This is a genomic window from Gordonia sp. CNJ-863, from assembly GCF_001942325.1.
Lineage (GTDB): Bacteria > Actinomycetota > Actinomycetes > Mycobacteriales > Mycobacteriaceae > Gordonia > Gordonia alkanivorans.
This window is the reverse complement of record NZ_MKKG01000022.1, coordinates 255408-281758: the sequence shown is the minus strand read 5'-3', so window position 1 is coordinate 281758 and position 26351 is coordinate 255408. Positions and strand designations below refer to the sequence as shown.

Below are 26351 nucleotides of genomic sequence, written 5' to 3'. Positions count from 1 at the left end.
TTTCGTCAACAGGAGGAAAGTCTCGATTTCCGATGCTTGACTGCCGCTATCTCGTGTGGAACTGTGTCCCCAGTCATACTAACAACGGTTAGTGATCACGGAGGTTGACATGGAACTCAGCGAGGCAATGCGCACCACGGGCACATGCCGCTACTTCAGCGACAAGCCTGTCGAGGACGAGGTGTTCTACCGGGCGTTCGACGACGCGCGCTTCGGTCCGCAAGGCGGGAACCGCCAGCCGGTCCGCTGGGTCGTCGTCCGTGATGACGTCACCAAGAAGGCACTCGCCGACCTCTACCTGCCCTTCTGGGAGCCGTACTACAACTCGATCCTCGAGGGCTCCAAGAAGGTCGGCGCCGTCCCGAAGACCATCGAGAGCGCCAACTACTTCGCCCATCACCTCGCCGAGGTGCCCGCCCTCGTCGTGGTGTGCGCCGAGGCGGAAGGGCTGCATCCCACCGACCACGAACTCGGCCGGCTCAGCGTCGTCGGCGGCGCGTCGATCTACCCGAGCGTGCAGAACCTGACCCTTGCGCTGCGGCAGCAGGGCGTCGCCACCGCACTCACCACTCTGCTGTGTGCGGCCGAGAACGAGGTCAAGGAACTGCTCGGCATCCCGGACGAGTACATCACCGCGGCACACATCGCGGTCGGCTACCCGCGCAACGGTTTCCCGCGCAAGCTCACCCGCAGCCCGGTCGAGGAGATCGCCTTCCTCGACCGGTTCGACAATCGGATGTTCGCGTGAGTGCCCCAGCCGTGACGGACGACCGCAAGCTCACCCGAACCCAGACGTCGCCGCTCGGACGCGCGACGATCGGTGATCAGCTCCGCAGGCTCTCGCGGTCGCAGGGCGACAAGCCCGCGATCATCGCCTACGACGCGGCCGGCGGCCGCACGTCGACCAGCTACGGCGACCTCGATCGCATGGCCAACCGCGTTGCCCACGTCCTCGTCGACCTCGGCGTCCGGCGCGGCGACCGAGTCGCGGTGATGAGCCGCAACCGCGTCGAGACCGTCGCGTCGTACTACGGCGCGCTGAAGGTCGGCGCGGCATACTCCGGTGTCAGCCCGATGTTCCGCGAGAAGGAGATCGCCCAGCAGCTGGGTCATCTCGAGCCCGCGGTCCTCGTCGTCGAACGTGACCTGGCACCTCTGGCCGGTCCGATCGCCGACAGCCTCGGCGTCTCGGTTCTCGTCGTCGGGGAGTCGGGATCGGATTCGTGGAACTCCTTCGACGAGCTGGTCGGGCAGGCTGACGACGCCGAACCCGACTGTGACGTCGACGAACACGATCTGGCGATGATCGTCTACACCAGCGGTACCGAGTCGACCCCCAAGGGTGTCGAGATCGCGCACCGCAACTACCTGATCTCCACCGCACCCGCGTACACCTGGGGTCTGCGTTGTCAGAACGACGACGTCTGGCTGTACGTCATGCCGTTCCACACGATCGCGGGTATCGGATCGCTGACCTCGCTGACCCTGCTCGGCGCCACGCTCGTGCTACCGGCCGCGGTCGACCCGGCGACGTCGCTGCGGATGATCCGCGACGAGAAGATCTCGGTGCTCGCCCAGACCCCGACCTTCTTCATCGCCCTCGCCAACCACGCCGACTTCGGGCCCGACACCGTCGGGACGGTCCGCCGGTGTCTGACCTACGGCGGTCAGGTGTCGCCGCATGCCGTCGACGCATGGGCCACCGCCACGCCGGAGTCGGTGTGGGGCACCTACTGGGGCCAGTCCGAACTCACCCAGCTGGGCTCGGTCGGGTGGTTCAAGCGGCTCGAGGACGTGCCCGGACAGGACCCGACGTGGATCGGCAAGCCGGTGGGCCATCTCGAGGTGCGCGTGGTCGACGCCGACGGCAACGAGGCCGAAGAGGGTGAACTCCTCTGTCGTACACCGTCGGTCATGCTCGGCTATCACAGGGACCCGGAGAAGACCGCGCAGGTCCTCGAAGGTGGTTGGGTGCACACCGGCGACATCGTGCGCATCGACGACGAGGGCAACATGTTCTTCCGCGACCGGCGCAAGGACATGATCAAGACCGGCGGATACAACGTCGCCTCCCAGGAGGTCGAGCGTGTGCTGCAGGCGCATCCCGACGTCGAACGGGCCGCGGTCGTCGGCCTGCCCGATCCGTACTGGTCCGAGGCCGTCACCGGTTTCGTCGTGCTGCGTGCGGGTACCTCGGTGTCCGCGGAGGACATCCGCGAGTACTGCCGCACCGACCTGGCGTCGTACAAGGTCCCCAAGGCGGTGCACATCGTCGACGAACTGCCGACCGACGCCCAGGGCAAGTTGCTCAAGCGTGAGTTGAGGAGAGCCCATGGAACCCCTCAGGGCTGACGCCGCCGAGGCCGCCGTCTCGAAAGCGGCGGTGGCGGAAGAGCGTCCGCGGACCCGCCGGGACGAGATCGTGGAGGCCGCCGCACGGTATTTCGCCGAGCACGGTTACGCGAACGCGGGGATGCGCGACATCGCCGAGGCCGTCGGCATGCGAGGTGCGAGCCTCTACAACCACTTCCACTCGAAAGAGGAGATCCTCTACGCCATCGCGTTGCGGATGACCGAGGACCCGCAGCAGGATCTGCTGGTGCTCGACGGCGAGGGCGGCCCGGTCCAGCGCCTCACCGGCCTGGTGGAGGCGCATGTCCGGAGGCTCGCGCGGTACCGGGTGGAACACCTTGTGGCGCTGCGGGAACTGTCCGCCTTGACGCCTGAACACCGCCGGGCGGTCACCGACTACCGCAAGTACTACCAGCGGCGCATCCGCGACGTGATCGAGGCGGGCGCCCGCATGGGCGTGTTCGAGGTGCGCGATGCCCATCAGTCCGCGATCGCGGTGCTCGACCTGATGAACGGCATCAGCTGGTGGCTGCGCGACGAGCACGATGTCGACCAGTTGGTCAGCGACTACGTCGATTTCACGATCCGCGGCGTCCTGCACCACCAGGCGGGTTCGTGAGCGGTCCGCTCGCCGGCGTGCGCGTGGTCGAGATGCCGGGCCTGGGTCCGACACCGCACGCCGCGATGATGCTCGCCGACCTCGGCGCCGACGTCATCCGGATCCGACGCCCCGGCCCCGAGACCCCGGGTCCCGACGGCATCGTCGACGCGGACGCCGGTCTCTACCGGTCCCGGCGCAGCGTCGAGGCCGATCTCAAGGACCCCGCCGACCTGAACCGCATCCGCGAGATGATCCGGCGCGCGGACATCCTCATCGAGGGTTTCCGGCCGGGCGTGATGGAACGCCTCGGCCTCGGACCCGAGATCTGTGACGATGCAACGCAACTCGTGTACGCCCGCATGACCGGGTGGGGTCAGGACGGCGACCGCGCGATGCTCGCCGGACACGACATCAACTACCTGGCCGTGACCGGCGTGCTCGAGGCGATGGGCCCGGCCGGATCACCACCCGTACCGCCGCTGTCCCTGGCCGGTGATTTCGGCGGGGGATCGATGCTGCTCGTGGTCGGCGTACTGGCCGCGCTGCACGACCGGTCGCGGACCGGACGCGGGCAGGTCGTCGACGCCGCGATGGTCGACGGTGCCGGTCTGCTCGCCCAACTGCAGTGGTCGTGGAAGGCCGCCGGTCGCTGGGTGTCCCGATCGGAGGGCAACCTGCTCGACGGTTCCGCCCCCTTCTATGCGACCTACGAGTGTGCGGACGGCCGCTTCGTCGCCGTCGGCGCGCTCGAGGAGAAGTTCTGGCGCAACCTGATCGGCACGCTCGGTCTGGCCGACCTGCCCGACCGCTGGGACCGCGCGCACTGGCCGGTCATCTCCGCCGCGCTCGCCGCCCGGTTCGCCGCGCGCACCCGTGATGAGTGGGCCGCTGAGTTCGCCGGCGTCGACGCGTGCCTCACCCCGGTGCTCGACTTCGACGAGGCGGCCGCCGATCCCGTTGCGCAGCAACGCGTCAGCTACGTCACGGTCGATGACGCCGTGCAGCCCGCACCCGCTCCGCGGTTCTCGCGAACCGTACTGCCCACGCCGTCAGGGAGTTCGACCGCAGACCTGACGCAGATCCTCGATCAATGGTCGACCGATTCACCTGTGGAGGTGTCGTGAGTTTCACCAGCCCGTTCCCCGACGTCGAGATCCCCGAGGTCAGCGTCCACGAATTCCTGTTCGGTTCGATCGCCGACGACGAGCTCGGGCGTACCGCTCTGGTGGACCCGAAGTCCGGTGCGGTGACGTCGTATCGAGAGCTGATCACTCAGATCGACGCGGTCGCCGGCTGGCTGGCGTCGCGGGGGATCGGGGTGGGCGACGTGGTGGGCATCCTCTCGCCCAACATCCCGGCGTTCGCGCCGGTCTTCCACGGAATCCTGCGGGCCGGGGCCACCGCGACGACGATCAACGCGCTGTTCACCGCGCCCGAGATCGCCAAGCAGCTCCGCGATTCCGGTGCCACGATGCTGGTCACGATCTCGCCGATGGCTGCTCAGCCGAAGGCCGCCGTCGCCGAGGTCGGGCTGGATGACACGAGCCTCGTCGTCCTCGACGGTGAGGGACAGGACGCCTCGGCTCACCCGAACGCCGCCGACATGCTCGGCGCCCGATTGCCCGCGCCTCAGGTGTCCTTCGACCCGGCCACCCATGTGGCGGTGTTGCCCTACAGTTCCGGGACCACCGGCAATCCGAAGGGTGTTGCGCTCTCACACCGGAACCTGGTCGCCAATGTCGCCCAGCTGAAGCCGTTGCAGGGCATGACCGCCGACGACGTGGTGATCGCGGTGCTGCCGTTCTTCCACATCTACGGCATGACCGTGTTGCTGAACGCGGCGCTGTTCAACCGGTCCTCGCTGGTCGTCATGCCCAAGTTCGACCTCGTGGAGTTCTTGGAGAACATCCAGGACCACAAGGTGACGATGGCCTACATCGCGCCGCCGGTCGCCGTCGCCCTGGCGAAGCATCCGATCGTGGACGACTACGACCTGTCGTCGCTGCACACGATGATGTCGGGCGCGGCTCCGCTCGACGACGAGCTGGGCCAGGCCGTTGCCAAGCGTCTGGACCTGCACATGCTGCAGGGCTACGGCATGAGCGAGTTGTCCCCGGTGTCCCACATCATCCCGTTCGATGGGAAAGCGCTTCTCGGACTCGAAGATCCGCCCCTGTCGTCGACGGGCTGGCCGGTGCCGAACTCGGAGAACAAGATCGTCGACCCGGCCACCGGAGAGGAAGTCCCGCTGCCGACCGAGGGTCTCTCGGAGCCGGGTGAGTTGTGGGTGAAGGGGCCGAACGTGGATGCTCGGTTACCTCAACAACGAGCAGGCCACCGCCGACACGATCGACGCCGACGGCTTCCTGCACACCGGTGACATGGCGCAGGTCGATCCGACGGGGTGTGTCTACATCGTCGACCGGCTCAAGGAGCTCATCAAGTACAAGGGCTACCAGGTGCCGCCGGCCGAGTTGGAGGCCCTGCTCCTGACGCACGAGAAGATCGCGGACTCGGCGGTCATCGGTGTGATCGATGCGGAGTCGGGGGAGGAGATCCCGAAGGCGTTCGTCGTCCGGCAGCCCGAGGCCGAGCTCACCGCCGACGAGGTGATGGAGTTCGTGGCGTCGAAGGTGGCCCCGCACAAGAAGGTTCGTGCGGTGGAGTTCATCGAGGCGATCCCGAAGTCGGCGTCGGGCAAGATTCTCCGTAAGGATCTGCGCAAGTAGGAGAGCGGAGCAGCGTCTATCCCAGGTCGCGCCTGCCGAAGCCGACGACTCCGAGGATCACGGCAAACAGTGCGAGCGCCGTGACCCCGAGGATGCCTCCCGCCCCCACACTGTCGAGCGGGGCCTGCGGCAGATGCTGGAACGGTGATGCGGCGCGGGTCCATTCGGGCAGGTTGAACGATTCGGCGAGGATCTCGGCGACCAGGCAGTACGCGAAGTACGTCCAGGCGATGATCGCGGCCGCTCGGGGCACGAAGCCGATGCCGGCCACGGCGACCGCGAGGATCAACCAGACCGCCGGGACGTACACCGCTGCCGCGGCGAGAAGGCGTGGGATCTGACCGGGATCGCCGATGGTGAGGCCGTAGGCCAGCCCTTCGCCCACCGCGCCGGCCGCCAGGACGGCGGCGCTGCCGACGAGTGCCATCGTGATGTGGCCGCCGAACCAGTAGAGCCGGTTGGTGTTCGCGGCGACGAGCGACTCCGCCCGGTCGGCGGTTTCCTCACGGCGTGCCCGCAAGGCGCTGTTCACCCCGTATCCGGCCGACATCAGGGCGGCGATCGTGAGCGTGAGTGCGAGGTAGGCGTCCACGGCGTCCTCGGCGCCGCCGGGCAGGAACTCCGCGATCTGAGGGTTGTTCTCCATGAAGTCGGTGATCGCGTCGCCGAACGAGCCGTAGGCGGCCGATAGGACGAACACGCCTGTCGCCCAGGCGGCGATCGACCCGCGGTGCAGACGCCACGCCAGACCCGTCGTCGTATGCAACAGCCACGACGCCTCTGCGCGCCCGGCCCGGTTGCCGAAGATCCCGGCGCCGAAATCGCGGTGCTCGGAGACCGCCACGGCGGCTGCGATGGTCAGCGTCGCTGCCACGAGTGGAAGCAGGATCGGCCACCACCTGTCGTCGACGTACGGGTACGTGCGCTGACCCCAGCCGATGGGGGAGAGCCACGACATCGCTCCGTTGCCGACATCACCGATCGCCCGCAGCACATACGCCAGCCCGAGCATCGCGGTGATCGAACCGTAGACGCTGCGGGGATTCTCGAAGATCTGCGCGGCCAGTGCCGTCAGTGTCGCGAAGGTGAGGCCCACTCCGGCCAGTGCCGCGCCGAAGAGTACGGAACCGCCGAGCGGGAGGCCGGTGGCGACGGCGGTGATCACGACGGCGACCCCGGCGGCAAGATTCGCGACGGCCGCAAGAGTCAATGCGGTCGCGACCGGCGCATCGCGGCCGACCCGCGTCGAGCGGAGGAGTTCGGCGCGACCGTTCTCCTCGTCGGTACGCGTGTGGCGACCGACGAGAAACATCGACATGAGTCCGAGAACGATGGCGGCATAGCCGAATATCTCGAACACGACCTCGCCGCCGATGGTGGCGAGCAGCTGCTCCGGGCCGCCGAGCGCGATCACCGCGGGACTTCCGCCGATGGTCTCGCGGAGGGCGGCCAGCTTGGCCGGGGTGTCGTAGAGGTTCTGGCTGGCGACGGCCTGGAATCCCACCAGGGCGGCGGTACCGCCGATCCACGCCACGAGCGCGGCTCGTTCGCGCCGAACGTAGAACTTCAGAAGTGTTCGGAGCCCGGTGGCGTCCGCAGTCCGTCCGGCGCCACGTACCGTGTTCCGCTCCGCGACCTGCACCATCTCGATCTCCGCCATCGGATCTCCTCAGGCCCCAGTCGCCCGGGTGCCGGTTCCGTAGTGCCGGAGGAAGATGTCCTCCAGCGTCGGCGGGGCGCTGGTCAGATCGTGGACACCCAGGGTCGCGAGTTCGCGCACCACGGTGTCCAGGGCGGCGGCGTCGACGGTGCAGCGGATGCGGTGTCCGTCGCGGATCAGGTCGTGCACGCCGGGGACCGCGTCGAGCGTCGAGGGATCGTGGGCGGTCTCGGCACTGATCTCGAGCCGACCGAGGTGGCGCAGCTCCGACAGTGATCCGCTGTCCACCGTCCGCCCGGCCCGGATGAGGGTGACCCGGTCGCAGAGCGCCTCGACCTGGGCCAGGATGTGACTCGACAGCAGAACGGTGCGACCGTTCCGGCGTTCCTCCTGGATGCACCGCTGGAACTCGGCCTCCTTGAGCGGATCCAGACCGGACGTCGGCTCGTCGAGCAGGAGCAGTTCGGCGTCGGAGGCCAGCGCGGCGATCAAGGCGACCTTCTGCCGGTTGCCCTTCGAATAGGTCCGGGCCTTCTTCCGCGGGTCGAGTTCGAATCGCTCGATCAATTCGTCACGACGACGCCGGTCACGGTCACCGCGGAGGTTGCACAGGAGATCGATGACCTCTCCGCCGGTCACGCCCGGCCACAGATTCACCTCTCCGGGTACATACGCGATGCGGCCGTGCAGATTCACGTTGTCGCGCCACGGATCTCGGTCCAGGACGCGGACGACGCCCGAATCCGCGCGCAGCAATCCGAGCAGAACACGGATGGTGGTGGTCTTGCCGGAGCCGTTGGGTCCCAGGAATCCGTGGACCTCGCCCTCGGTGACGGTCAGGTCGAAGGCGTCGAGGGCCCTGACATGGTCGAACGACTTGGTCAGCTCCTGGATCGCGATCGCGGGCACATTCCCAGACTAAGACCGTCGGGCGCCCCGATCGCGGGGCCGAAAGTCACCTGATTCCGGCCCCGCGAACATGGCGATGAACTCAGCTGGAACCGAAGAGACCGTCGAGCGAGCCGCCTCCGGAGCCGGCGCAACCGGTCACGGTCACGGTGTGCCACTCACGGTTCCCGATCCATTCGCCCCCGCCTTCACCGTTGTTCCCGGGCGGGCCGAGGACCATCCGGTACTTCACCGTGTGTGTCGCGGCGTCCGGATTGGGGAGCGGCGGATTGTAGGAGTCGCTCAGATTCTTCAGATCTTTGGTGTACGTGGCTGTGGACACGCTGCGGTTGCTCACCATCCACCGGTTCTGCTCGGTGTTCTCACCTTCGGTTGCGATGTCGTCCGGCCACCGCGGGGCATCGTTGACCGTCGTGTGCATCCCACCGGTCCGTCCGACCTTGAAGTCGGCATAGTCGACGTCGCGCAGCGGTTCGTCGTCGATCTGCCAGTCGATCGTTTAGCTCGTGACGTTGGTGGTGTTCTTGATGGTGAACTCCACCTTGCAGTTTCCCTGGTTCTCGGCCCAGAACTGGACAGGACCTGTCCGCTGACCGTTGTCGGCTGCCTGCGCGACACCGGGTGCGATGGAGAGCGCCAACCCCCCGGCGGCGACCGTCGCCAGTCCGGTAACGATGGTCCGTTTGATCAATTGCCTCACCCATTTCGTCTTGTCCCGACCTGTTCGGGACGCTATGGACGGGTCAAATGTCCAATGGTGAGATCTGGATCACATGGCACGAATTTGCCGTCGCTGGGCACGTGCAAGTCACAGAAAAGCCCCGGTCCGGGGACCGGGGCTTTTCTTCCTACGAGCGGATGACGGGATTCGAACCCGCGACCCTCACCTTGGCAAGGTGATGCGCTACCAGCTGCGCTACATCCGCATGCTCACGAGCGATGGCACTGCCCGCGTGGCCAAGAGAAAGCCCCGGCCGGGGACCGGGGCTGACTTCTCTCGTGGTGCGCGATACAAGGATTGAACTTGTGACCTCTTCCGTGTCAGGGAAGCGCTCTCCCACTGAGCTAATCGCGCGGGACTGTGTTGAGTTGTGATGCGTGGAGGTGGCGACGGGAATCGAACCCGTGTACACGGCTTTGCAGGCCGTTGCCTCACCACTCGGCCACACCACCAGATGCGAGGTCGACTCGCGCCGAGCGGATGACGGGATTCGAACCCGCGACCCTCACCTTGGCAAGGTGATGCGCTACCAGCTGCGCTACATCCGCATGCCCACGAGCGATCTTGTGGATCTTGCTGCTCGCGGTGCGAAGAGAAACTTACGCGATCGATTCCGGACTTTACAAATCGGCAGGTCAGACGCTTGACGAACGGCGAATTCCCAGCGTGTGATTCCCGGTGGCTGCCGAATCGGACGTCTGTGACGTGGCGCACGTCCGTGATTTGGGAACTCTGCGCAAGCCGTGTAATCTTCTGGCTCGTGCGCAGGCGCCCCTGTCACAGACATCAGGCGCCCGACACGGTCCCGTGGCTCAGTGGAAGAGCGTCCCGTTCACACCGGGAAGGTCGCTGGTTCGATCCCAGCCGGGACCACAGAGAAAAGCCCCGCCGAGTCTCGGCGGGGCTTTCTGCGTGCTGGGTGCTGTTTCGACGCGAATCGGCAACGACTCGCGCACCGTCGGCGTTTCTCGTGATCTGGATCACAGCTCGGGCGTAGTCTCGGCCGCGTGTCCGCACCGACCGTCCACTCCCGTTCCATCCCGACGTGGGCGATCGTGCTGGCGGGGATCGCGGCTCTCGGCGTGATCGCCTGGCACATCAGCGCTTTCCCGATCACCAATCCGTTCTACGGGCTGTTCGAGAACGCGACCGATGTCCGCGTCTACCGTGCCGGCGCCGACGCCGTGCTCGACTCGCGCCCCCTCTACGACGCCCCGGTCCTGTGGCGCCTGCACTTCACGTATCCGCCGTTCGCGGCGATCGCCTTCGTGCCGCTCGCCGTGGTGGGTGCCGGGTTCGCCGACATCATCTGGTGGGCAACCGGTTTCGCCGCACTCGTCGCGGTGGTGGCGCTGGGCACGCGCAGCCTGGGCTACCGGTTGGGTGCCCGCCTCATCGTGTTCGCCGCCCTGTTCTCGATCGCGGTCACCGCGCTCGAACCCGTGCGGACCACCATCTGGCTCGGCCAGATCAATCTCGTCGTGATGGCGCTTGTCCTCACCGACCTGGTCTTCCTGCGCGTCGATTCGCGGTGGCGGGGGATCGCGCTCGGGATCGCCGCCGGACTCAAGCTGATGCCGCTGTTCGCGGTTTTCTATCTGGTCGTCACGCGGCAGTGGCGTGCGGCGGCCACCGCGATCGCCACCTTCGGCGCCACGGTCGCGATCGGATTCCTCGTCATCGGGTCGGATGCCCGGACGTACTGGACTCGTCACCTGTTCGAGTCCGCCCGCATCGGCCGTGCCGATTCGCCTGCCAACCAGTCGGTCCGCGGCTTCGGTTCGCAGATGCTGGCACACCTCGACGTCCGGCGTTTCAGCCATCCGGGACCGGGCGGGCCGGTGTTCGAGGCGCCGTCGTGGCTGTGGGTGCCCGCGGCACTGGTGGTCGCGGTACTGGGCCTGTGGGCCGCGGTCGTCGCCCGGCGGATGTCGCAGCCGCTCCTGGCCGCGACGATCGTGGGGATGACGATGTGCGCGGTGTCGCCGTTCGCATGGGGACACCACTGGGTGTGGTGCGTACCGCTGCTCCTGGTGACCCTCGATCTCGCCCTGCGGCATGGGTCGCGTCAGACCTGGTGGTACTGGCTCGCCCCGGCCGGCGTCGTCGCGCTCACCTTCACCTGGTGGCGGCACTGGTGGGACAGCGGGCCCTATCTGACTTCTGATCACGCGATCTCGCTGGGGCTGTTCATGATGCCGCGAAGTCCCGGCCCGGGCGTGGGCGGCCATGTACTGGCCGTGATCTACGCCGGTTGCTACCCGCTGCTGCTCGCCGTCACCGTGGTGGCGACCCTGGTCGGACACTCGGTCGCGCGGCGTCGTGCCGAGGCGCGGACGCCGGCACGAGATGACGTCATCGCGGTTGCGTAGCGGGATCGTCGGCGCCGAGCCCGCCCGTCTCACCGAAGTACCCGAGCCGGAGCAGGTCGGTGATCTCACTGATCAGCGGCATCCGCGGGTTGGTGCGGTTGCTCAGATCACCGAAGGCGGTCATCGCCAGCTGTGGCAGCGCGTCGAGGAACTCGGCTTCGGGCACGCCGATCTCGGCGAGTGTGCGTGGCATTCCCAACCTGCGCAACAGATCGTCCACGCCCTGGAACAGCCGGCGCCGGCTCTCGGCCGGTTCGCGGCCGCCGAAGACGACCCGACCCAGTTGCGCATACTTGTCCGGCGCGACGTACGCCGAATAGCCCGGCGCGGGCATGAACTTGGTCGGCACGGAGGCGTTGTAGCGCAGAGTGTGCGGTAGGAACACACCGTTGACCCGACCGTGCGCGATATTGAACCTGGCGCCGACGGCATGGGCGAGAGCGTGATTGGTCCCCACGAACGCGTTCGAGAAGGCCAAACCCGCGAGAGTGGCCGCGTTGGCCATGTCGGTTCGGGCCGCGAGGTCGGCCGGATCGTCGTACGCACGGGGCAGCGCGTCGAAGATCAGTCGGGCGGCCTGGACGCAGAACGCGTCGGTGTACGGGGAGGCGAAGATCGAGGCGACGGCTTCCAGCGCATGGGTGAGCGCATCGATGCCGGTGTCGACGGTCAGCGTGCGCGGCATGGAAAGGGTCAGGGTCGGGTCCACGATCGCCATGTCCGGGACGAGCGAGTAATCGACGAGAGTCTCCTTGCGGCCCGCTACGGTCAGCACCGCGGCCGGCGACACCTCGGAACCGGTGCCGGCGGTGGTGGGAATCGCGACCAGTCGCAGTGTGTGCGGGTCCTGGGGGTACTCCGCGATCCGCTTGCGGGGATCGAGGAACGGCAGCGTCAACTCCGCAAGGTCGGTCTCAGGGTGCTCGTAGAAGAGCCGGATCGCCTTGGCGGCGTCGATCACCGACCCGCCTCCGACGGCGATGAGCAGATCCGGCCGCTGACCTTGCAGCACCGCGACGCCCCGACGGATCGTCGCTTCATCCGGTTCCGGCTCGACCTCGGCGAAGACCCTGACGTGTTGGGCGCGCAGGTGGGCACGCAGCTCGTCGACCACGCCGCGTTCTTCGCTCAGGACATCGGTGACGACCACGACATCCGTACACGGGACGTCGCGGAGATTGTCCAGTGCGCCGGCGTTGAAGAAGGTGTTCGCGGGCACGCGGAACCACTGGGACGGGGACCGTCGACGGGCCACGGTCTTGATGTTCAGTAACTGCAGGTAGTTCACGTTCTCGGTGGTGCTCGACCCGCCCCAGGTGCCGCAGCCCAGCGAGAACGTGGGCGCGAGGTCGTTGTAGATCCCGCCCAGTGCCCCGACTGCGGTGGGTGCGTTGACGAGAATCCGCCCGGTGCGTACGGCGGCACTGAAGGCGTCGACGACCGACTCGTCGGCGGCATAGACGGCCGAGGTGTGGCCGAGGCCGCCGTGCTCGGTGACCAGGACCGCGGCGTCGATCCCGTGCTGCACGTCGCGGGCGCGGACGAGTCCGAGGACGGGCATCAGCTTCTCCTGCACCAGCGGGTGTATCGCGAGCTCGTCCAGATCCGACGGAAGTGGCGCGAGCAGCACCTTCACCGCGGGGTCGACGATGAAACCGGCTCGGGCGGCCAACTCGGGAGCCTGCTGGCCGAGCGCGCCGAGGTTGACCTTGTCGCCGTCGCCGAACGCGAAGTCGGCGATGGCCGTCGCCTGCTCGTCGGTGAGCAGGTGAGCGCCCATCCGACGGAACTCTGCAACCGTGGCGTCGTAGATCGCGTCGTCGACGATGCAGGTCTGTTCGGCGGGGCAGATGACGGAGGCATCGAAGGTCTTGGAGATCAGGATGTCGACGACGGCACCCTTGATGTCGGCGGTTCGGTGCAGGTAGATCGGTGCGTTGCCGGGGCCGACGCCGAGCCCTGGTTTGCCGGCTGCGTTGGCGAGTGCGACGATCTTCTGTCCACCGGTGACCCAGATGAAGTCGACGAGCCGGTGCCGGAACAGGTAGTGGGTGACCTCATGGGCGGCGTCGGGAATCACCTGCAGGGCGCCGGGGGGCATGCCGGCCGCCTCGGCTGCCTCGCGCAGGATCGCCACCGTCCGTTCGCAGGAATGCGCCGCCACCGGTGAGGGGCGAAAGATGATGGCATTGCGGGTCTTTGCCGCGATGATCGCCTTGTACAGCACCGTCGACGTGGGATTGGTCACCGGAGTGATCGCGAGGACGACGCCGATCGGCTCGGCCACGCGCGCGACATCGCGTTCGGCGTCCTCCTCGATCACGCCCACCGATTTCTTGTTCTTGAGGTGGTCGTAGAGGAACTCCGTGGCGATGTAGTTCTTGACGACCTTGTCCTCGAAGACCCCGAAGCCGGTCTCCTCGATCGCCACCGCGGCGAGTTCGGCGGCGGCCCTCACCCCGGCCCGTGCCATGGCCGCGACGATCGCGTCGACCCGTTGCTGATCCAGCGTGCGGAACTCCGTCGCGGCGGCCGCGGCCCTCTCGACCGCGGCGTCGACATCGGTCAGATCGAGTGTTGGTGCTTCGGCGTTCTCGCGGATGGTCGACATTCGATATCACCTCGAACCGGTGTGTCGTCGCGCTTTCAGAAGATACGCGGCCGTGTTCGCGCACGTTACTCGCGACCGTGGGGACACGGGCCCCTTTGGGTCTTCCCCGGCACGATCTTCGACCCGGTGTGCGCCGGCAGTCGGGTTTGCCGGCATCAGCCGTCCGGGTTCTGAGCCAGGAAGTCCGCGAGTTCCCGACGCCACCCGTTCGCTCTGACCGAGCAACAGGTGTCCACCGGAGTCGAGGCTGACCAGTCGCGCGCCGGGAATCCTCGACGCCGCCTCGGCGGCCGCGGAATACGACGTCAGTGGATCATCCACGGCGTGGGCGATGAGCGTCGGGACAGCGATCTCCTCGAGTGGGTACGTGTTGATCTCGGGGTCGGCGACATATGCGTCGAAGACCGCACCCCGCCTGCGTAAGCCGATGGGGAAGATCGCGTTCGACAACTCCGTCAGGACGTGGCGCTGGGCGGGGGAACGTGGGAAACCCCTGGGCACACCCAGTAGGCGGAAGAACGCCGGGCGGGCGAAGTGCTTCAGCCACCACATCGCCGGATCGTTGTAGAACGATCGAGCCCATCGTGGCGGGATGCGTGTCGTCCGGCTGCGCGGGAAGCTGCCCGAGATGACGACCAGATGCCGGACCCGTCCGGGATGTCGAAGCGCGAACCGGACCGCGGCGCTCGTGCCGGCCGAGAGCCCGACGGCGTCCACCTCGTGATACCCGAGGTGGTCGAGCAATTCCGCGAATGCATCTGCCTGGTCGTCGACCGAGGCACCGTCGGGCATCATCGATCCCAGGTAGCCGAAGCGCGACGGCGCGATGATCCGGCTGTCCGCCACCAGGTCGCGCATCGACAGCAGTCCGCCATCGCAGCCCTGAAAGATGCCGTGGCTCACCAACAGTGGGTCTCCGGCGCCGCGTCCCGCGTAATCGATCGCACCGAACCGCGACTCGACCGTGTGTCGGGGGGTCGACCCGATCCGTTTGCGAGCTGCGACCAGGTCGCGGACATAGGCGACACGGACGAGTCCGGCCACCGTCGCGACGACGGCGGCGACGATCAGGCAGAGTACGCGCACTCTCACCGGGGTTCGGCGACGGAGAGATCTCGATCTCATGAGAACTCGACCGTTTGTCCGGGGGCGAGTTGCACGAACGAGTCGCGACACTGGACATCGATCGGGTCGACGTCTCGTTGCTCGGAGGTCACCTCGACGCCGCTGCCGCTGACGGTCAGCTTCAGCCGGTGTCGCCGGTAGTAGATGCGAAACGACAGTGCGCCCAGCGATCGCGGCCACCGGGGATTGAGGATCAGCCGGTCGTTGCGGAGTTCGAGGCCGGTGAAGCACCGCTGCAACAGGTCGATGCTGCCGCACATGGCCGCCAGGTGGATGCCCTCCGACGTCGTGCCGCCCTGGATGTCGGTGATGTCGGCGTCGAGCACCTGCTCGAAGAACTTCACCGCGTGCTCGCGGTCGGCTCGGGCGAGGACCCACGAATGGACCACCGAACTCAGCGTCGAACCGTGCGAGGTCCGCGCCATGTAGTAGTCGATGGTGTGCGGAATCATTTCGGCCGGTAGCCCATAACCCAAGTCCTCCAACAGTTCCCGTAGCTCCTCCGCGGACAGCAGATAGAACAGCATGAGGACGTCGGCCTGCTTGGACACCTTGTACCGGGTCACATCGTCGTTCTCGGCCTCGAGGATGCGGTCGAGGCGTTGGATGCTCCCGTACCGGGCGCGGTAGGCCTCCCAGTCCAGTTCTTCGAGCCGGTCGTAGCCTTCGAACTGGCTGATCGTCCCGTCGTGGAAGGGCACGAACATCCGGCGGGTGAGGGACCGCCACAGTTCGAGCTCGGGTTCCCGCAGCCCGAGGTCGACGAGCAGATTCACGCGGTCCCGCTGCGGGATCGTCGCGAGTGCGTCGAGGGCGCGACGGATCACCCACACCGCCATGACGTTGGTGTACGCGTTGTTGTCGATCCCGTCGTAGGGCGCGTCCGGATAGCCGGCATGGAACTCGTCGGGTCCGATGACCCCGCGGATCACGTAGCGGTCGCGGTCGGGGTCGTACTCCGCGAGGTCGGCCCAGAAGCGTGCGATCTCGACGAGCATCTCGGCGCCGGGCCCGATCAGGAAGTCGAGGTCGTGCGTGATCTGGAAGTACTGCCAGACGTTGTAGGCGATCGCCAGGCCGACGTGATGCTGGCGCGCGCTCGGGTCCGGGTTCCACCGGCCCGAACGCGGGTTGAGATGCAGCTTCTGGCTCTCCTCGCGGCCGTCGCTGCCGGATTGCCAGGGGTACATCGCGCCGCGGTGGCCGGCGTCGCGGGCGGCGATCCGGGCCTCGTCGAGCCGGCGGTAGCGGTAGCGGAGCAGCGCTTCGGCCAGGCGGGGGAGTCGGGGGGTGACGACCGGGAGGACATACATCTCGTCCCAGAAGATGTGTCCGCGGTAGGCCTCTCCGTGCAGTCCGCGTGCGGGGATCCCCACATCGGTGTCCACGGTGTTGTGCGAGACCACCTGCAACATGTGCAGCATGTGGAACCGGATCGCCCGCTGCGGGTCGGGTTGGTCCTCGAGGTCGATCCGGCACAGATCCCACAGCCGCACACAGGCACGAGCGTGGCCGGCGAGCAGGCCGTGAAACCGTCCGAGCCGCGTCAGACCGTCGGCGGCGGCCATTCCCGGCTCGGAGATGCCGCGGTCGCGGGAGGTGTAGAGCGTCACGACCTTCTCGACGACGACCTCCTCACCGGCGGTGACGTCGACGGTGAGGAGATGTCCGATCCGACCGTGGTCGGAGACGAGGTCGCGGTGCGCGGGCAACTGTTCGTTCCCGCGCCACACCGTGGTCCGGGCCGCCATCGCGATCTGGACCCGCGACTGGTTGGTCTGCACCCGCAGCAGCACGGAATCCGGTGTGGGTGCGCTGGTCTCGTGCGCGGTCAGGTGCCGGCCGGCGAGTTCTCGGTAGCGATCGACCCCCGTGTTGGCGACCTCCCCGTCGAGAACCGAGGAGAACTCCACCCGGCCCGACCAGTCCTCGGCGAGGACGCTCGTCTCCAGGGCGCACACATGGGGCCGGTCCATCGACACGAAACGACGCTGCCGGAGCTTGGTGGTGCGTCCGTGCGCATCGCGGAATCGGATGTCACGGATCAGAACCGCGCGGCGCAGGTCGAGAATCTGACGGAACGCCAGGATCTCGACCGCGTCGATGTCGAAGTTCTCGCCGTCGTCGATCCGGAAGGTCAGCGGCAGCCAGTTCGGGAGGTTGACCAGGCTCTCGTTCTCCACCATGCCGGCCGGGAGATCGTCGCTGAGCCGGTTGTAGACGCCGGCGGCGTAGGTGCCCGGATAGTGGATCGCGCCGGCCACCGACTCCGGCGCGGCGCCACGCGTCGCGAAACAGCCGTTCCCGACCGTGCACAGGGCTTCCCGGAGTTTCTCCGCGCCCGGGTCGTAGTGTTCGTAGATCAGCGACCAGGCGCTCGAGGGTTGGGCGGCCTGTGCGACCAGGTCGACGACCCGGCGCAGCAGCGCAGGGACGGCCGCGGGCGACTCGACGGCGAACTGCGCGGCCGTGCGACGGTCGCGGTTCTCGTCGGCGCACACCACCACGCCGAGCCCGTCGGTGGCCACCCGGTCGAACGCATCCTCGTCGGGCAGATCGTCGCCGAAGTAGATCGGGATCGACTCGTCGTCGGCCGCGCCGACCTGATGGAGTATCCAGTCCACCGCTCGGCCCTTGTCCCAGTCGACATCCGGACGCAGCTCGAGCACCTTGCGGCCGGGAAGCGCCCGCAATCCGTGCCGGACTCCGATCTCGCGGGCTCCCGCGACGATCTCGTCGGCCAGGTCGGGGGCCGCGTTGCGGTAGTGCACCGCGACGCTGAACTGTTTGGATTCCACCAGGACTCCGGCCGAGTCGGCGAACCGCTGCCGGAGATCGGCGGTCGCGGCGGTCACCTCCGAGGTGGACGCCCGCGCGACGTCGTTGACGCGATGCTCGCCGTCCGGGCCGACGAGTTCGAGTCCATGACACCCGGCGTACCAGAGACCGGGAATGCCGACGCGCTGCCGGATGTCGGGCAGATCGCGTCCGCTGATGATCGCCACCGGGCACAGTTCCGACAGCCGGCTCAGTGCCTCGCCCGCACCGTCGACGAGGGTCGCCGCCGCCGGGTCGTTGACGATCTCCGACAGCGTCCCGTCGAAATCGAGGAAGACCACGGGTCGGCGCGCGACCGCGATGGCGTTCAGATGCTCCAGGTAGGTGACGGCGTCCGGCATCGTGGCGATCCGCGCGCCGCCGAGACGCGTTTTGATGTCTGCGGGGTGCTCGAGGACGGCATCGGCACCGTGACGCCGGAGTTCGTCGGCCGATGCGGTGCCGTCGACGCCGATCACCAGGGCGAACGCGCCGCTTCGAGCCGCGGCCACGCCGGCCGTGGAGGACTCGACGGCAACACATCGTGCCGGTGACACCCCGAGGCTCCCGGCCACGTGCCGGAGGGCGCCGCGGTCGGGCGGGCCGACCAGGGCCGGCAGATCACCCATACCCGCGGTGTCGAGCAGGGCGGGCAGGTCGCGATGCGACGAGTGCACCCCGCACGCGATGCCGAACCCCCGCAGCCGGTGGACGAGTGCCCCGGTGGATCGGAGCAGTGCCGAGTCGGCCTCGAGATCAACCGAATCGAGACCGAAGACCACGCCGTCGTGCAGGCGTGCGTCGATAGTGACCGTTCGCATCGTCCCCATCTGCTCAGCATGAACGCGTGCCCGGGCGTACACGCCGGACTTCGGTAGCCTGGACCCGACTTTTGACATTGACGGGTCCGACGTAGGGGGAACATGGCGGAGTCGTGGTGGAAGCGCATGCGGGTCCGAGCGCGTCATCGCCGGTACGTAGTGCGTTCCGACCCGCGCTGGCATCGCATCTATCGCATCGGCGTCGCCGTCGTCGGCACGATCGTGCTGCTCTGCGGCATCGTCGCCATCCCGTACCCGGGCCCCGGCTGGCTCATCGTGTTCCTCGGCCTCGGGATTCTGGCGTCGGAGTTCGAGTGGGCCCATCGCCTGCTGAAGTTCGCGCGAGCGAAGTACGACGCCTGGATGGAGTGGATCGGCCGGCAGCACTGGTCGGTGCAATCCGTGTTCTGGATCGGCACCTTCGCCATCGTCGTGGGAACGCTCTGGCTCCTGGGAGCACTGCACACGGCGGCCGGATGGGTGAACCTCGACTACCAGTGGCTCGCCAGCCCCATCTTCTCCTGATCGCCCTTCCGGGCCGCGCCGCGCGCCGGGAGAGGAGGGGTACGGCCGGTCGGGATGACACGCGGATACCATCGGAGTCGCAAACGTCCGCCGACTCCACGCGAACTCAGCGTGTCCGAACCCATTCGAGGAGCGTCCCGTGCCCGACGACGTCCAGGTGACCAGCCCAGCCACGATCCGTGTGCCGGCTGGAACTACCGCGGGCACCGCACTCCGTGACCACGACCTGCCCAACAAGGGCCCCGAGGCGATCGTCGTCGTCCGCGACGCCGCCGGCGACCTTCGTGACCTGTCCTGGGCGCCCGCCGAGGACGCCGAGGTCGAGCCGGTGGCGGCCAACACCGAGGCCGGACGCAGCGTCATCCGGCATTCGTGCGCGCACGTGCTCGCGCAGGCGGTCCAGGATCTGTTCCCCGACGCCAAGCTGGGCATCGGACCGCCCATCAAGGACGGCTTCTACTACGACTTCGATGTCGCCGAACCCTTCACGCCTGAGGACATCAAGGCCCTCGAGAAGAAGATGAAGCAGATCATCAAGTCCGGTCAGCGTTTCTCGCGCCGCGTCTATGAATCCAAGGACGAGGCACGCGCCGAACTGGCGAACGAGCCGTTCAAGCTCGAACTGATCGACGACAAGGGTGCCGCCGACGACGCCGAGGTCATGGAGGTCGGCGGCGGAGAGCTGTCCGTCTACGACAACCTCAATCCGCGAACCGGTGAACGCATCTGGTGCGACCTGTGCCGCGGGCCGCATGTGCCGACCACCAAGTACATCGCCGCGTTCAAGTTGACCCGGTCGTCGGCCGCTTACTGGCGCGGTGACCAGGACAACGCCGACCTCCAGCGGGTGTACGGCACCGCATGGGAGTCCGCCGAGGCCCTCGACACCCATCTCGAGCTGCTCGCCGAGGCGGAGAAGCGCGACCACCGCAAGCTGGGCGCCGAACTCGACCTGTTCAGCTTCCCCGACGAGCTCGGCTCGGGCCTGCCGGTCTTCCATCCCAAGGGCGGCATCATCCGCAAGGAGATGGAGGACTACTCACGGGCACGGCACGTGGCCGCCGGGTACGAGTTCGTCAACACGCCGCACATCACCAAGGGACACCTCTACGAGGTCTCCGGTCACCTCGACTGGTACCGCGACGGGATGTTCCCGCCCATGCACGTCGACGCCGAGATCGACGAGAACGGCGAGGTGCGCAAGCCCGGCCAGGACTACTACCTGAAGCCGATGAACTGCCCGATGCACAATCTGATCTTCCGGGGCCGCGGACGTTCGTATCGTGAACTGCCGCTGCGCATGTTCGAGTTCGGGTCGGTCTACCGCTACGAGAAGTCCGGCGTGATCCACGGCCTCACCCGGGTGCGCGGCATGACGCAGGACGACGCGCACATCTACTGCACGCGCGAGCAGATGCGCGACGAGCTGACGTCGATCCTCAACTTCGTCCTCGGTCTCCTCAAGGACTACGGCCTGGACGACTTCTACCTCGAACTGTCGACCAAGGACCCGAAGAAGTTCGTCGGCTCCGACGAGGTGTGGGAAGAGGCGACCAACACGCTCGCCGAGGTCGCCGAGGCCTCGGGTCTCGACCTGGTGCCCGATCCGGGCGGCGCCGCGTTCTACGGCCCCAAGATCTCGGTGCAGGCCAAGGATGCGCTCGGCCGCACGTGGCAGATGTCGACCATCCAGCTCGACTTCAACCTGCCGGAGCGGTTCGAACTGGAGTACACCGGCCCGGACGGCACCAAACAGCGTCCGGTGATGATCCACCGCGCCCTGTTCGGCTCCATCGAGCGGTTCTTCGGTGTGCTCACCGAGCACTACGCGGGCGCCTTCCCGGCTTGGCTCTCGCCGGTCCAGGTCATGGGCATCCCGGTCGCCGACGCGTTCGCCGGTCACCTGCAGGGCGTCGTCGACGCGCTGCGTGCCGCGGGTGTCCGCGCCGAGGTCGACCACTCCGACGACCGCATGCAGAAGAAGATCCGCAACCACACCACCGGCAAGGTGCCGTTCATGCTGCTCGCCGGCGAACGCGATGTCGAGGCGCATGCGGTGAGCTTCCGGTTCCGCGACGGGTCCCAGATCAACGGTGTCCCGGTGGGTGCCGCGATCGCGGCGATCACCGACTGGGTGGGCGCCCGGCGCAACGAGTCGCCGACCAAGGAGCTCCTGGAGGCGAAGCTCGGCACCGTGGGGGCCGTCGATGGCTGAGGCACCGGGCGAGATCCGCGACGAGGGCGTCGGCGTCGGTGGTCGTCTGGAGCGGCTGTGGAGTCCGCACCGGATGACCTACATCGCCGACCCGCAGCCGGCGGCCAAGACCGGGCACCCCTTCCTCGACATCCCGACGATGTCGGACGAGGACGGGCTGATCGTCGCACGCGGCGAGTCGGTGTATGCGGTGCTCAACCTGTACCCGTACAACCCCGGGCACACGATGGTGGTCCCGTACCGCCAGGTCGCCGACCTCGAGGATCTGACGCCCGCCGAGTCGGCCGAGCTGATGACCTTCACGCAGCGGACGATCCGCACGATCAAGGCGGTCTCCAACCCGAACGCCTTCAACGTGGGACTCAACCTGGGCTATGCCGCGGGCGGGTCGCTCTCCGAGCACCTGCACCAGCACATCGTGCCCCGCTGGATGGGCGACGCGAACTTCATCACGATCGTCGGCGAGACCAAGGTGATGCCGCAGTTGCTGCGCGACACCCGGGGACTGCTCGCCGAGGCGTGGCAGCGTCTCGATGACTGAGGGGGGAGGAGCTCGCGGATGCTGAGCATTCTGGGTCGGGCGTCGGTCTCCAAGGTGACGTTGCCGATGGGGCGGGCGCTGCTGCGTACCGGGCTCACGCCGGACATCATGACCGTGATCGGGACCGTGGCGACCGTGGCGGCCGCGCTCACGCTGTTCCCGATGGGCTACCTGTTCGCGGGCACCCTGGTGATCTGGCTGTTCGTCATGTTCGACATGCTCGACGGTGCGATGGCCCGTGCCCGCGGCGGCGGAACCCGCTTCGGGGCCGTCCTCGACGCCACGTGCGACCGCATCGCCGACGGCGCGATCTTCGCCGGCCTCGTGTGGTGGTGCACCATCACCGAACCCCACCGCCTGCTCCTGGTCGCGACCCTCATCTGCCTGGTCACCTCGCAGGTGATCTCGTACGCGAAGGCCCGCGCCGAGGCCAGCGGCCTCTACGGCGACGGCGGTCTCATCGAGCGCCCCGACCGCCTGATCATCGTGCTCGTCGGTACCGGCCTCACCGGTCTCGGCCTGCCCTGGGCGGTACACGTGGCGATGTGGCTGCTCGCCGTCGGCAGCGTGATCACCGTGGGCCAGCGCATGTGGTCGATCTCCAACTCGCCGGGTGCGCGGGATCTGATCCCGCTCCAGGCGGAAACCGAAGCCGCCGATCCCGACGCGGACGGCCCGACGACCCCGCCCACCGGGTCACGATGACCGGCATCGCCGCACTCGCCGCCGACCTGGGGTACCGGGCCGGCTGGGCCGCGGTCCGTTACGCACCGGAACGCGCCGCCCGCACCGTGTTCGACCGCGCCGGTGGGTTCGCGGGACGCCGCAACGGCGGTCCGGATCAGTTGCGCCGCAACCTGGCCCGCGTGATCGGGGTCGCCGACCCCGCCGACGTGCCCGACGAACTGGTCGCGGATGCGGTGCGTTCCTACGCTCGGTACTGGTGCGAGCCTTCCGGCTGCCCGCTCTGGACCGTGCCACCGTGGCGTCGACGGGGAACCTGCCCGACGCCGATCACGCCCGGCTCGACGCCGCGGTCTCGCGCGGCAAGGGTGTGGTGCTGGCCCTGCCGCACACCGGCAACTGGGACATGGCCGGCGTCTGGCTCGTCCAGCACTACGGGAAGTTCGCGACGGTCGCCGAACGGCTCGAACCGGAGTCGCTGTTCAACCGGTTCGTGGAGTACCGGGAGTCGCTGGGCTTCGAGATCTTCCCGCTCAGCGGTGGTGAACAGCCCCCGTTCGGAGTGCTCGCCGACCGCCTGCGGGCCGGCGGCATCGTCTGCCTGCTGGGGGAGCGCGACCTCGCGCGCCACGGCGTCCCGGTCACCTTCTTCGGGGAGCGCACCCGGATGCCGGCCGGATCGGCGAGGCTGGCGATCGAGACCGGCGCAGCCCTGTTCCCGGCCCACCACTGGTTCGAGGAGGCGCCCTACTCGTCGATGAGCGTCGGCGAGGAGATCGATGTCTCCGGCGGCGTGGAGACGGCCACCCAGGCGCTCGCCGACGCGTTCGCCGAGAACATCGCCGCACATCCTGCCGACTGGCACATGCTGCAACCGCTCTGGGAAGCCGACTGGACCGATCGGCAGAGGGCACGGATGAACGAAACCGGGGGAGCCGCATGAGAATCGGGATGATCTGCCCTTATTCGTTCGACGTCCCCGGCGGTGTGCAGGCGCACGTCACCGAACTCGCCCACGTCTTCATCGACCGCGGTCACGAGGTGAGCGTCCTCGCCCCGGCGTCGCGCCGCACCGAACTGCCCGAGTACGTGGTGCGCGTGGGCCCGTCGTTGGCCCTCCCGTACAACGGGTCGGTGTCGCGGGTGAACTTCAGTCCTAAAGGGTATCTGCGACTGCGTCGTTGGATCGCGGAGAACGGCTTCGACGTCCTGCACGTCCACGAACCCAACTCACCGTCGATCTCCATGCTCTCGCTGATGGTGGCCTCCGGACCAATCGTCACGACCTTCCACACGGCGACATCGAAGTCGTTGTGGCTCAGCGCTTTTCAGGGCATCCTGCGCCCGTATCACGAACGCATCGCCGGCAAGATCGCCGTCTCCGAACTCGCCCGGCGCTGGCAGATGGAGTCGCTGGGCTCCGATGCGGTGGAGATCCCCAACGGCATCAACGTCGCCGGCTTCGCCAACGCCGAACCGCTCGACGGCTACCCGCATCCCGGCCGCACGATCCTGTTCCTCGGCCGCTTCGATGAACCCCGCAAGGGCATCGACATCCTGATGCGCGCGCTGCCGTCCGTGGTGGAGAAGTTCCCGGACGTGCGCGTCCTGGTCGTCGGCGGCGGCAACCAGGCCGCGCTGCGCCGGCGCGCGGGAAGCCTCGCCGATCACCTCGTCTTCCTGGGGCAGGTCGACGACGCGACCAAGGCGCGCGCCCTGGCCTCCGCCGACGTCTACTGCGCCCCCAACCTCGGCGGCGAGAGCTTCGGCATCGTCCTCGTCGAGGCGATGGCCGCCGGTGCCGCGGTGATCGCCAGCTCGCTGAACGCCTTCCGGCGCGTCCTCGACGACGGCCGGGCGGGCAAGCTCGTCGACACCGGTTCCCCGGATCAGCTCGCGGCGGGCATCATCTCGCTGCTCTCCGACGACGAGGCGCGCGAGCAGCTGGTCGCCCGGGGACGTGTCCGCGCCGACAAGTACGACTGGTCCCGCGTGGCCGACCAGATCCTCCGCGTCTACGACACCGTGACCGTCGGTGCCGGACCGGTGGTGGTGTCCGACTGATGGCGACCTGGATCGTCCTCGGGGTCGTCGCGGTCCTGCTGGCCGCCGGCTGGGCCTATCACACCGCCAACCGCCTCGACCGCCTCAACGTGCGCGTCGACCTCGCCCGGCAGTCCCTCTACGCGAGTCTCGACCGACGGGCCGTCGTCGTGCGTGCCATCGCCGCGGAACTGCCGGGATCCGAGCTGGCCGCACTGGCGGACCGGGCGGAACGAGCAGCCCCCGAGGCTCGTGAGGACGCGGAGAACGCGCTGTCGTCGGCGCTGGCCCGCGCCGACGCCTCCGGACGGTCTCCGGCGCTGGTCATCGAGCTCGCCGACGCCGAGACACGGGTGATGATGGCCCGTCGGTTCTACAACGACGCGGTGCGCGACACCCGTGCCCTCGCCGAGCGACGACTGGTCCGGTGGTTGCGTCTGGGCGGCCGCGCGTCGCCGCCGACGTACTTCGAGATCATCGAGCGCGTCTCACCGGGCCGGGGCGAGTGATCCTGACACCAGGGCGTTCACCGGGCTGACCTAGACTGGTTCCACGCTGCCGCGGGGTCCGCTGAAGGGGGATCGGCTGCGGCACGCCGAGACAGCGACATGAGGAGAAATCAGTGAGTCACAACGGCGCGACCGTTCCCGAGGTCGGACAGGGCACTGCCCGTGTCAAGCGGGGAATGGCCGAGATGCTCAAGGGCGGCGTGATCATGGACGTGGTCACCCCCGAGCAGGCGAAGATCGCCGAGGACGCCGGCGCGGTGGCCGTGATGGCTCTCGAGCGCGTGCCCGCCGACATCCGCGCCCAGGGCGGCGTCTCGCGGATGAGCGATCCGGACATGATCGACGGCATCATCTCCGCGGTGTCCATCCCCGTGATGGCCAAGGCGCGTATCGGGCACTTCGTCGAGGCGCAGATCCTGCAGAGCCTGGGCGTGGACTACGTCGACGAGTCCGAGGTGCTGACCCCGGCCGACTACTCCAACCACATCGACAAGTGGGCGTTCACCGTGCCGTTCGTCTGCGGTGCGACCAACCTGGGTGAGGCGCTGCGTCGGATCACCGAGGGTGCGGCGATGATCCGCTCCAAGGGCGAGGCCGGCACCGGTGACGTGTCCAACGCCACCACCCACATGCGCAAGATCCGCGACGAGATCCGTCGCCTGACGTCGCTGCCGAAGGATGAGTTGTACGTCGCGGCAAAGGAACTGCAGGCTCCCTACGACCTGGTGGTCGAGGTCGCCGAGGCCGGCAAGCTGCCGGTGACGCTGTTCACCGCCGGCGGTATCGCCACCCCGGCCGACGCCGCGATGATGATGCAGCTCGGCGCCGAGGGCGTCTTCGTGGGCTCGGGGATCTTCAAGTCCGGCAACCCGGCTCAGCGTGCGGCCGCGATCGTGCAGGCCACCACCTTCCACGACGACCCCGACGTGCTGGCCAAGGTCTCGCGCGGCCTGGGCGCGGCGATGGTCGGCATCAACGTCGACGACATCCCGCAGCCGCACCGCCTGGCCGAGCGCGGCTGGTGACCCCCACCGCCGCCGGAACGCCCCCGTTCAACACGCCGGAGACCGAACAGTCGACATGCGTGGCGAGCCGGGGGTGTTCCGGCGGTAGGAT

The 26351-nt window shown here is 67.9% G+C and carries 19 protein-coding genes, 5 tRNA genes and 2 pseudogenes; 15 read left to right on the top strand and 11 right to left on the bottom strand.

The genetic code is table 11. From position 1 onward, the window contains the following. Positions 1 to 109: 109 nt before the first annotated feature. The 5 genes and pseudogenes from BJF87_RS13155 (at position 110) to BJF87_RS13135 (ending at position 5682) form a co-directional block, all read left to right on the top strand. Complete coding sequence (locus BJF87_RS13155; RefSeq protein WP_006357300.1) at positions 110 to 748, top strand: nitroreductase family protein; 639 nt, start codon at positions 110 to 112, stop codon at positions 746 to 748. Further along, entirely contained in the window at positions 745 to 2352 is a 1608-nt protein-coding gene (locus tag BJF87_RS13150) for a class I adenylate-forming enzyme family protein (protein WP_040003954.1), read from the top strand. The genes BJF87_RS13155 and BJF87_RS13150 overlap by 4 nt, the downstream gene beginning before the upstream one ends. Then, complete coding sequence (locus BJF87_RS13145; protein WP_006357302.1) at positions 2333 to 2971, top strand: TetR/AcrR family transcriptional regulator; 639 nt, start codon at positions 2333 to 2335, stop codon at positions 2969 to 2971. The genes BJF87_RS13150 and BJF87_RS13145 overlap by 20 nt, the downstream gene beginning before the upstream one ends. Next, on the top strand, positions 2968 to 4077 hold the full coding sequence (locus tag BJF87_RS13140; RefSeq protein WP_006357303.1) for a CaiB/BaiF CoA-transferase family protein: 1110 nt from the start codon (positions 2968 to 2970) through the stop codon (positions 4075 to 4077). The genes BJF87_RS13145 and BJF87_RS13140 overlap by 4 nt, the downstream gene beginning before the upstream one ends. Further along, positions 4074 to 5682: pseudogene (locus BJF87_RS13135) on the top strand (4-coumarate--CoA ligase family protein). The gene BJF87_RS13140 and the pseudogene BJF87_RS13135 overlap by 4 nt, the downstream one beginning before the upstream one ends. Positions 5683 to 5698: 16 nt before the next feature. Here the strand turns inward: BJF87_RS13135 and BJF87_RS13130 are convergent. From BJF87_RS13130 to BJF87_RS13100, 8 genes are all read right to left on the bottom strand, one after another. Then, the gene (locus tag BJF87_RS13130; protein WP_006357005.1) at positions 5699 to 7342 is read right to left on the bottom strand and encodes an ABC transporter permease; all 1644 of its coding nucleotides are present in this window, start codon (positions 7340 to 7342) and stop codon (positions 5699 to 5701) included. 9 nt (positions 7343 to 7351) lie between these two features. Then, on the bottom strand, positions 7352 to 8251 hold the full coding sequence (locus tag BJF87_RS13125; protein ID WP_006357004.1) for an ABC transporter ATP-binding protein: 900 nt from the start codon (positions 8249 to 8251) through the stop codon (positions 7352 to 7354). A gap of 82 nt (positions 8252 to 8333) precedes the next feature. Beyond that, positions 8334 to 8672 carry a hypothetical protein gene (locus tag BJF87_RS26720; RefSeq protein WP_006357003.1) on the bottom strand — a complete coding sequence of 113 codons (339 nt, stop codon included), beginning with the start codon at positions 8670 to 8672 and terminating at the stop codon, positions 8334 to 8336. Between the two features lie 78 nt (positions 8673 to 8750). Then, a complete protein-coding gene (locus tag BJF87_RS26715) occupies positions 8751 to 8951 on the bottom strand; it encodes a hypothetical protein (RefSeq protein ID WP_232283129.1) in 201 nt (66 codons plus the stop codon). A 153-nt stretch (positions 8952 to 9104) separates the two neighbouring features. Then, positions 9105 to 9177, bottom strand: a tRNA-Gly gene (locus BJF87_RS13115). Between the two features lie 74 nt (positions 9178 to 9251). Continuing rightward, positions 9252 to 9326, bottom strand: a tRNA-Val gene (locus BJF87_RS13110). A gap of 24 nt (positions 9327 to 9350) precedes the next feature. After that, a tRNA-Cys gene (locus BJF87_RS13105) sits at positions 9351 to 9424 on the bottom strand. A 23-nt stretch (positions 9425 to 9447) separates the two neighbouring features. Further along, a tRNA-Gly gene (locus BJF87_RS13100) sits at positions 9448 to 9520 on the bottom strand. A 253-nt stretch (positions 9521 to 9773) separates the two neighbouring features. On the opposite strand from BJF87_RS13100, the gene BJF87_RS13095 reads away from it, so the two are divergent. Both BJF87_RS13095 and BJF87_RS13090 read left to right on the top strand, forming a co-directional pair. Continuing rightward, positions 9774 to 9845, top strand: a tRNA-Val gene (locus BJF87_RS13095). Positions 9846 to 9979: 134 nt separating this feature from the next. Further along, positions 9980 to 11344: a glycosyltransferase 87 family protein gene (locus BJF87_RS13090; RefSeq protein ID WP_075863292.1), complete on the top strand. Its 1365-nt coding sequence runs from the start codon at positions 9980 to 9982 to the stop codon at positions 11342 to 11344. Here BJF87_RS13090 and adhE read toward each other — a convergent pair. From adhE to otsB, 3 genes are read right to left on the bottom strand one after another with little or no spacing between them, the layout of a single operon-like run. Further along, entirely contained in the window at positions 11328 to 13955 is a 2628-nt protein-coding gene (adhE, locus tag BJF87_RS13085; protein ID WP_075863291.1) for a bifunctional acetaldehyde-CoA/alcohol dehydrogenase, read from the bottom strand. The two genes, BJF87_RS13090 and adhE, sit on opposite strands and share 17 nt — an antisense overlap. A 6-nt stretch (positions 13956 to 13961) precedes the next feature. After that, positions 13962 to 15041 (bottom strand): alpha/beta fold hydrolase, encoded by a 1080-nt coding sequence (locus BJF87_RS13080; RefSeq protein ID WP_262338962.1) that lies wholly within the window; start codon positions 15039 to 15041, stop codon positions 13962 to 13964. A 35-nt stretch (positions 15042 to 15076) separates the two neighbouring features. After that, a complete protein-coding gene (otsB, locus tag BJF87_RS13075) occupies positions 15077 to 18727 on the bottom strand; it encodes a trehalose-phosphatase (RefSeq protein ID WP_035751422.1) in 3651 nt (1216 codons plus the stop codon). Positions 18728 to 18820: 93 nt separating this feature from the next. On the opposite strand from otsB, the gene BJF87_RS13070 reads away from it, so the two are divergent. From BJF87_RS13070 to pdxS, 8 genes and pseudogenes are all read left to right on the top strand, one after another. Then, a complete protein-coding gene (locus BJF87_RS13070; RefSeq protein WP_035751424.1) occupies positions 18821 to 19243 on the top strand; it encodes a TIGR02611 family protein in 423 nt (140 codons plus the stop codon). A 139-nt stretch (positions 19244 to 19382) separates the two neighbouring features. Beyond that, complete coding sequence (gene thrS / locus BJF87_RS13065; protein WP_035751426.1) at positions 19383 to 21458, top strand: threonine--tRNA ligase; 2076 nt, start codon at positions 19383 to 19385, stop codon at positions 21456 to 21458. Next, complete coding sequence (locus BJF87_RS13060; protein ID WP_035751428.1) at positions 21451 to 21999, top strand: HIT domain-containing protein; 549 nt, start codon at positions 21451 to 21453, stop codon at positions 21997 to 21999. Before thrS ends, BJF87_RS13060 begins: the two co-directional genes overlap by 8 nt. An 18-nt stretch (positions 22000 to 22017) precedes the next feature. Beyond that, positions 22018 to 22704, top strand: coding sequence for a phosphatidylinositol phosphate synthase (gene pgsA, locus BJF87_RS13055; protein WP_035751430.1), 687 nt, complete (start codon positions 22018 to 22020; stop codon positions 22702 to 22704). Then, a pseudogene (locus BJF87_RS13050) lies at positions 22701 to 23626 on the top strand (phosphatidylinositol mannoside acyltransferase). Before pgsA ends, BJF87_RS13050 begins: the two are co-directional and overlap by 4 nt. After that, a complete protein-coding gene (locus BJF87_RS13045; RefSeq protein WP_035751433.1) occupies positions 23623 to 24747 on the top strand; it encodes a glycosyltransferase family 4 protein in 1125 nt (374 codons plus the stop codon). Before BJF87_RS13050 ends, BJF87_RS13045 begins: the two are co-directional and overlap by 4 nt. After that, positions 24747 to 25235: an NUDIX hydrolase gene (locus BJF87_RS13040; protein WP_035751435.1), complete on the top strand. Its 489-nt coding sequence runs from the start codon at positions 24747 to 24749 to the stop codon at positions 25233 to 25235. Before BJF87_RS13045 ends, BJF87_RS13040 begins: the two co-directional genes overlap by 1 nt. 113 nt (positions 25236 to 25348) lie before the next feature. After that, the gene (gene pdxS / locus BJF87_RS13035; protein WP_075863290.1) at positions 25349 to 26260 is read left to right on the top strand and encodes a pyridoxal 5'-phosphate synthase lyase subunit PdxS; all 912 of its coding nucleotides are present in this window, start codon (positions 25349 to 25351) and stop codon (positions 26258 to 26260) included. Positions 26261 to 26351: the final 91 nt, after the last annotated feature.

What these genes read in the sequence shown, in the direction of transcription:
- BJF87_RS13130 (WP_006357005.1), bottom strand. Translation starts at nt 7,342, where the DNA reads ATGGCGGAGATCGAGATGGTGCAGGTCGCGGAGCGGAACACGGTACGT.
- BJF87_RS13155 (WP_006357300.1), top strand. Translation starts at nt 110, where the DNA reads ATGGAACTCAGCGAGGCAATGCGCACCACGGGCACATGCCGCTACTTC.
- BJF87_RS26720 (WP_006357003.1), bottom strand. Translation starts at nt 8,672, where the DNA reads ATGCACACGACGGTCAACGATGCCCCGCGGTGGCCGGACGACATCGCA.
- BJF87_RS13045 (WP_035751433.1), top strand. Translation starts at nt 23,623, where the DNA reads ATGAGAATCGGGATGATCTGCCCTTATTCGTTCGACGTCCCCGGCGGT.
- BJF87_RS13145 (WP_006357302.1), top strand. Translation starts at nt 2,333, where the DNA reads ATGGAACCCCTCAGGGCTGACGCCGCCGAGGCCGCCGTCTCGAAAGCG.
- BJF87_RS13070 (WP_035751424.1), top strand. Translation starts at nt 18,821, where the DNA reads ATGGCGGAGTCGTGGTGGAAGCGCATGCGGGTCCGAGCGCGTCATCGC.
- otsB (WP_035751422.1), bottom strand. Translation starts at nt 18,727, where the DNA reads ATGGGGACGATGCGAACGGTCACTATCGACGCACGCCTGCACGACGGC.
- pgsA (WP_035751430.1), top strand. Translation starts at nt 22,018, where the DNA reads ATGCTGAGCATTCTGGGTCGGGCGTCGGTCTCCAAGGTGACGTTGCCG.
- BJF87_RS13060 (WP_035751428.1), top strand. Translation starts at nt 21,451, where the DNA reads ATGGCTGAGGCACCGGGCGAGATCCGCGACGAGGGCGTCGGCGTCGGT.
- BJF87_RS13040 (WP_035751435.1), top strand. Translation starts at nt 24,747, where the DNA reads ATGGCGACCTGGATCGTCCTCGGGGTCGTCGCGGTCCTGCTGGCCGCC.
- adhE (WP_075863291.1), bottom strand. Translation starts at nt 13,955, where the DNA reads ATGTCGACCATCCGCGAGAACGCCGAAGCACCAACACTCGATCTGACC.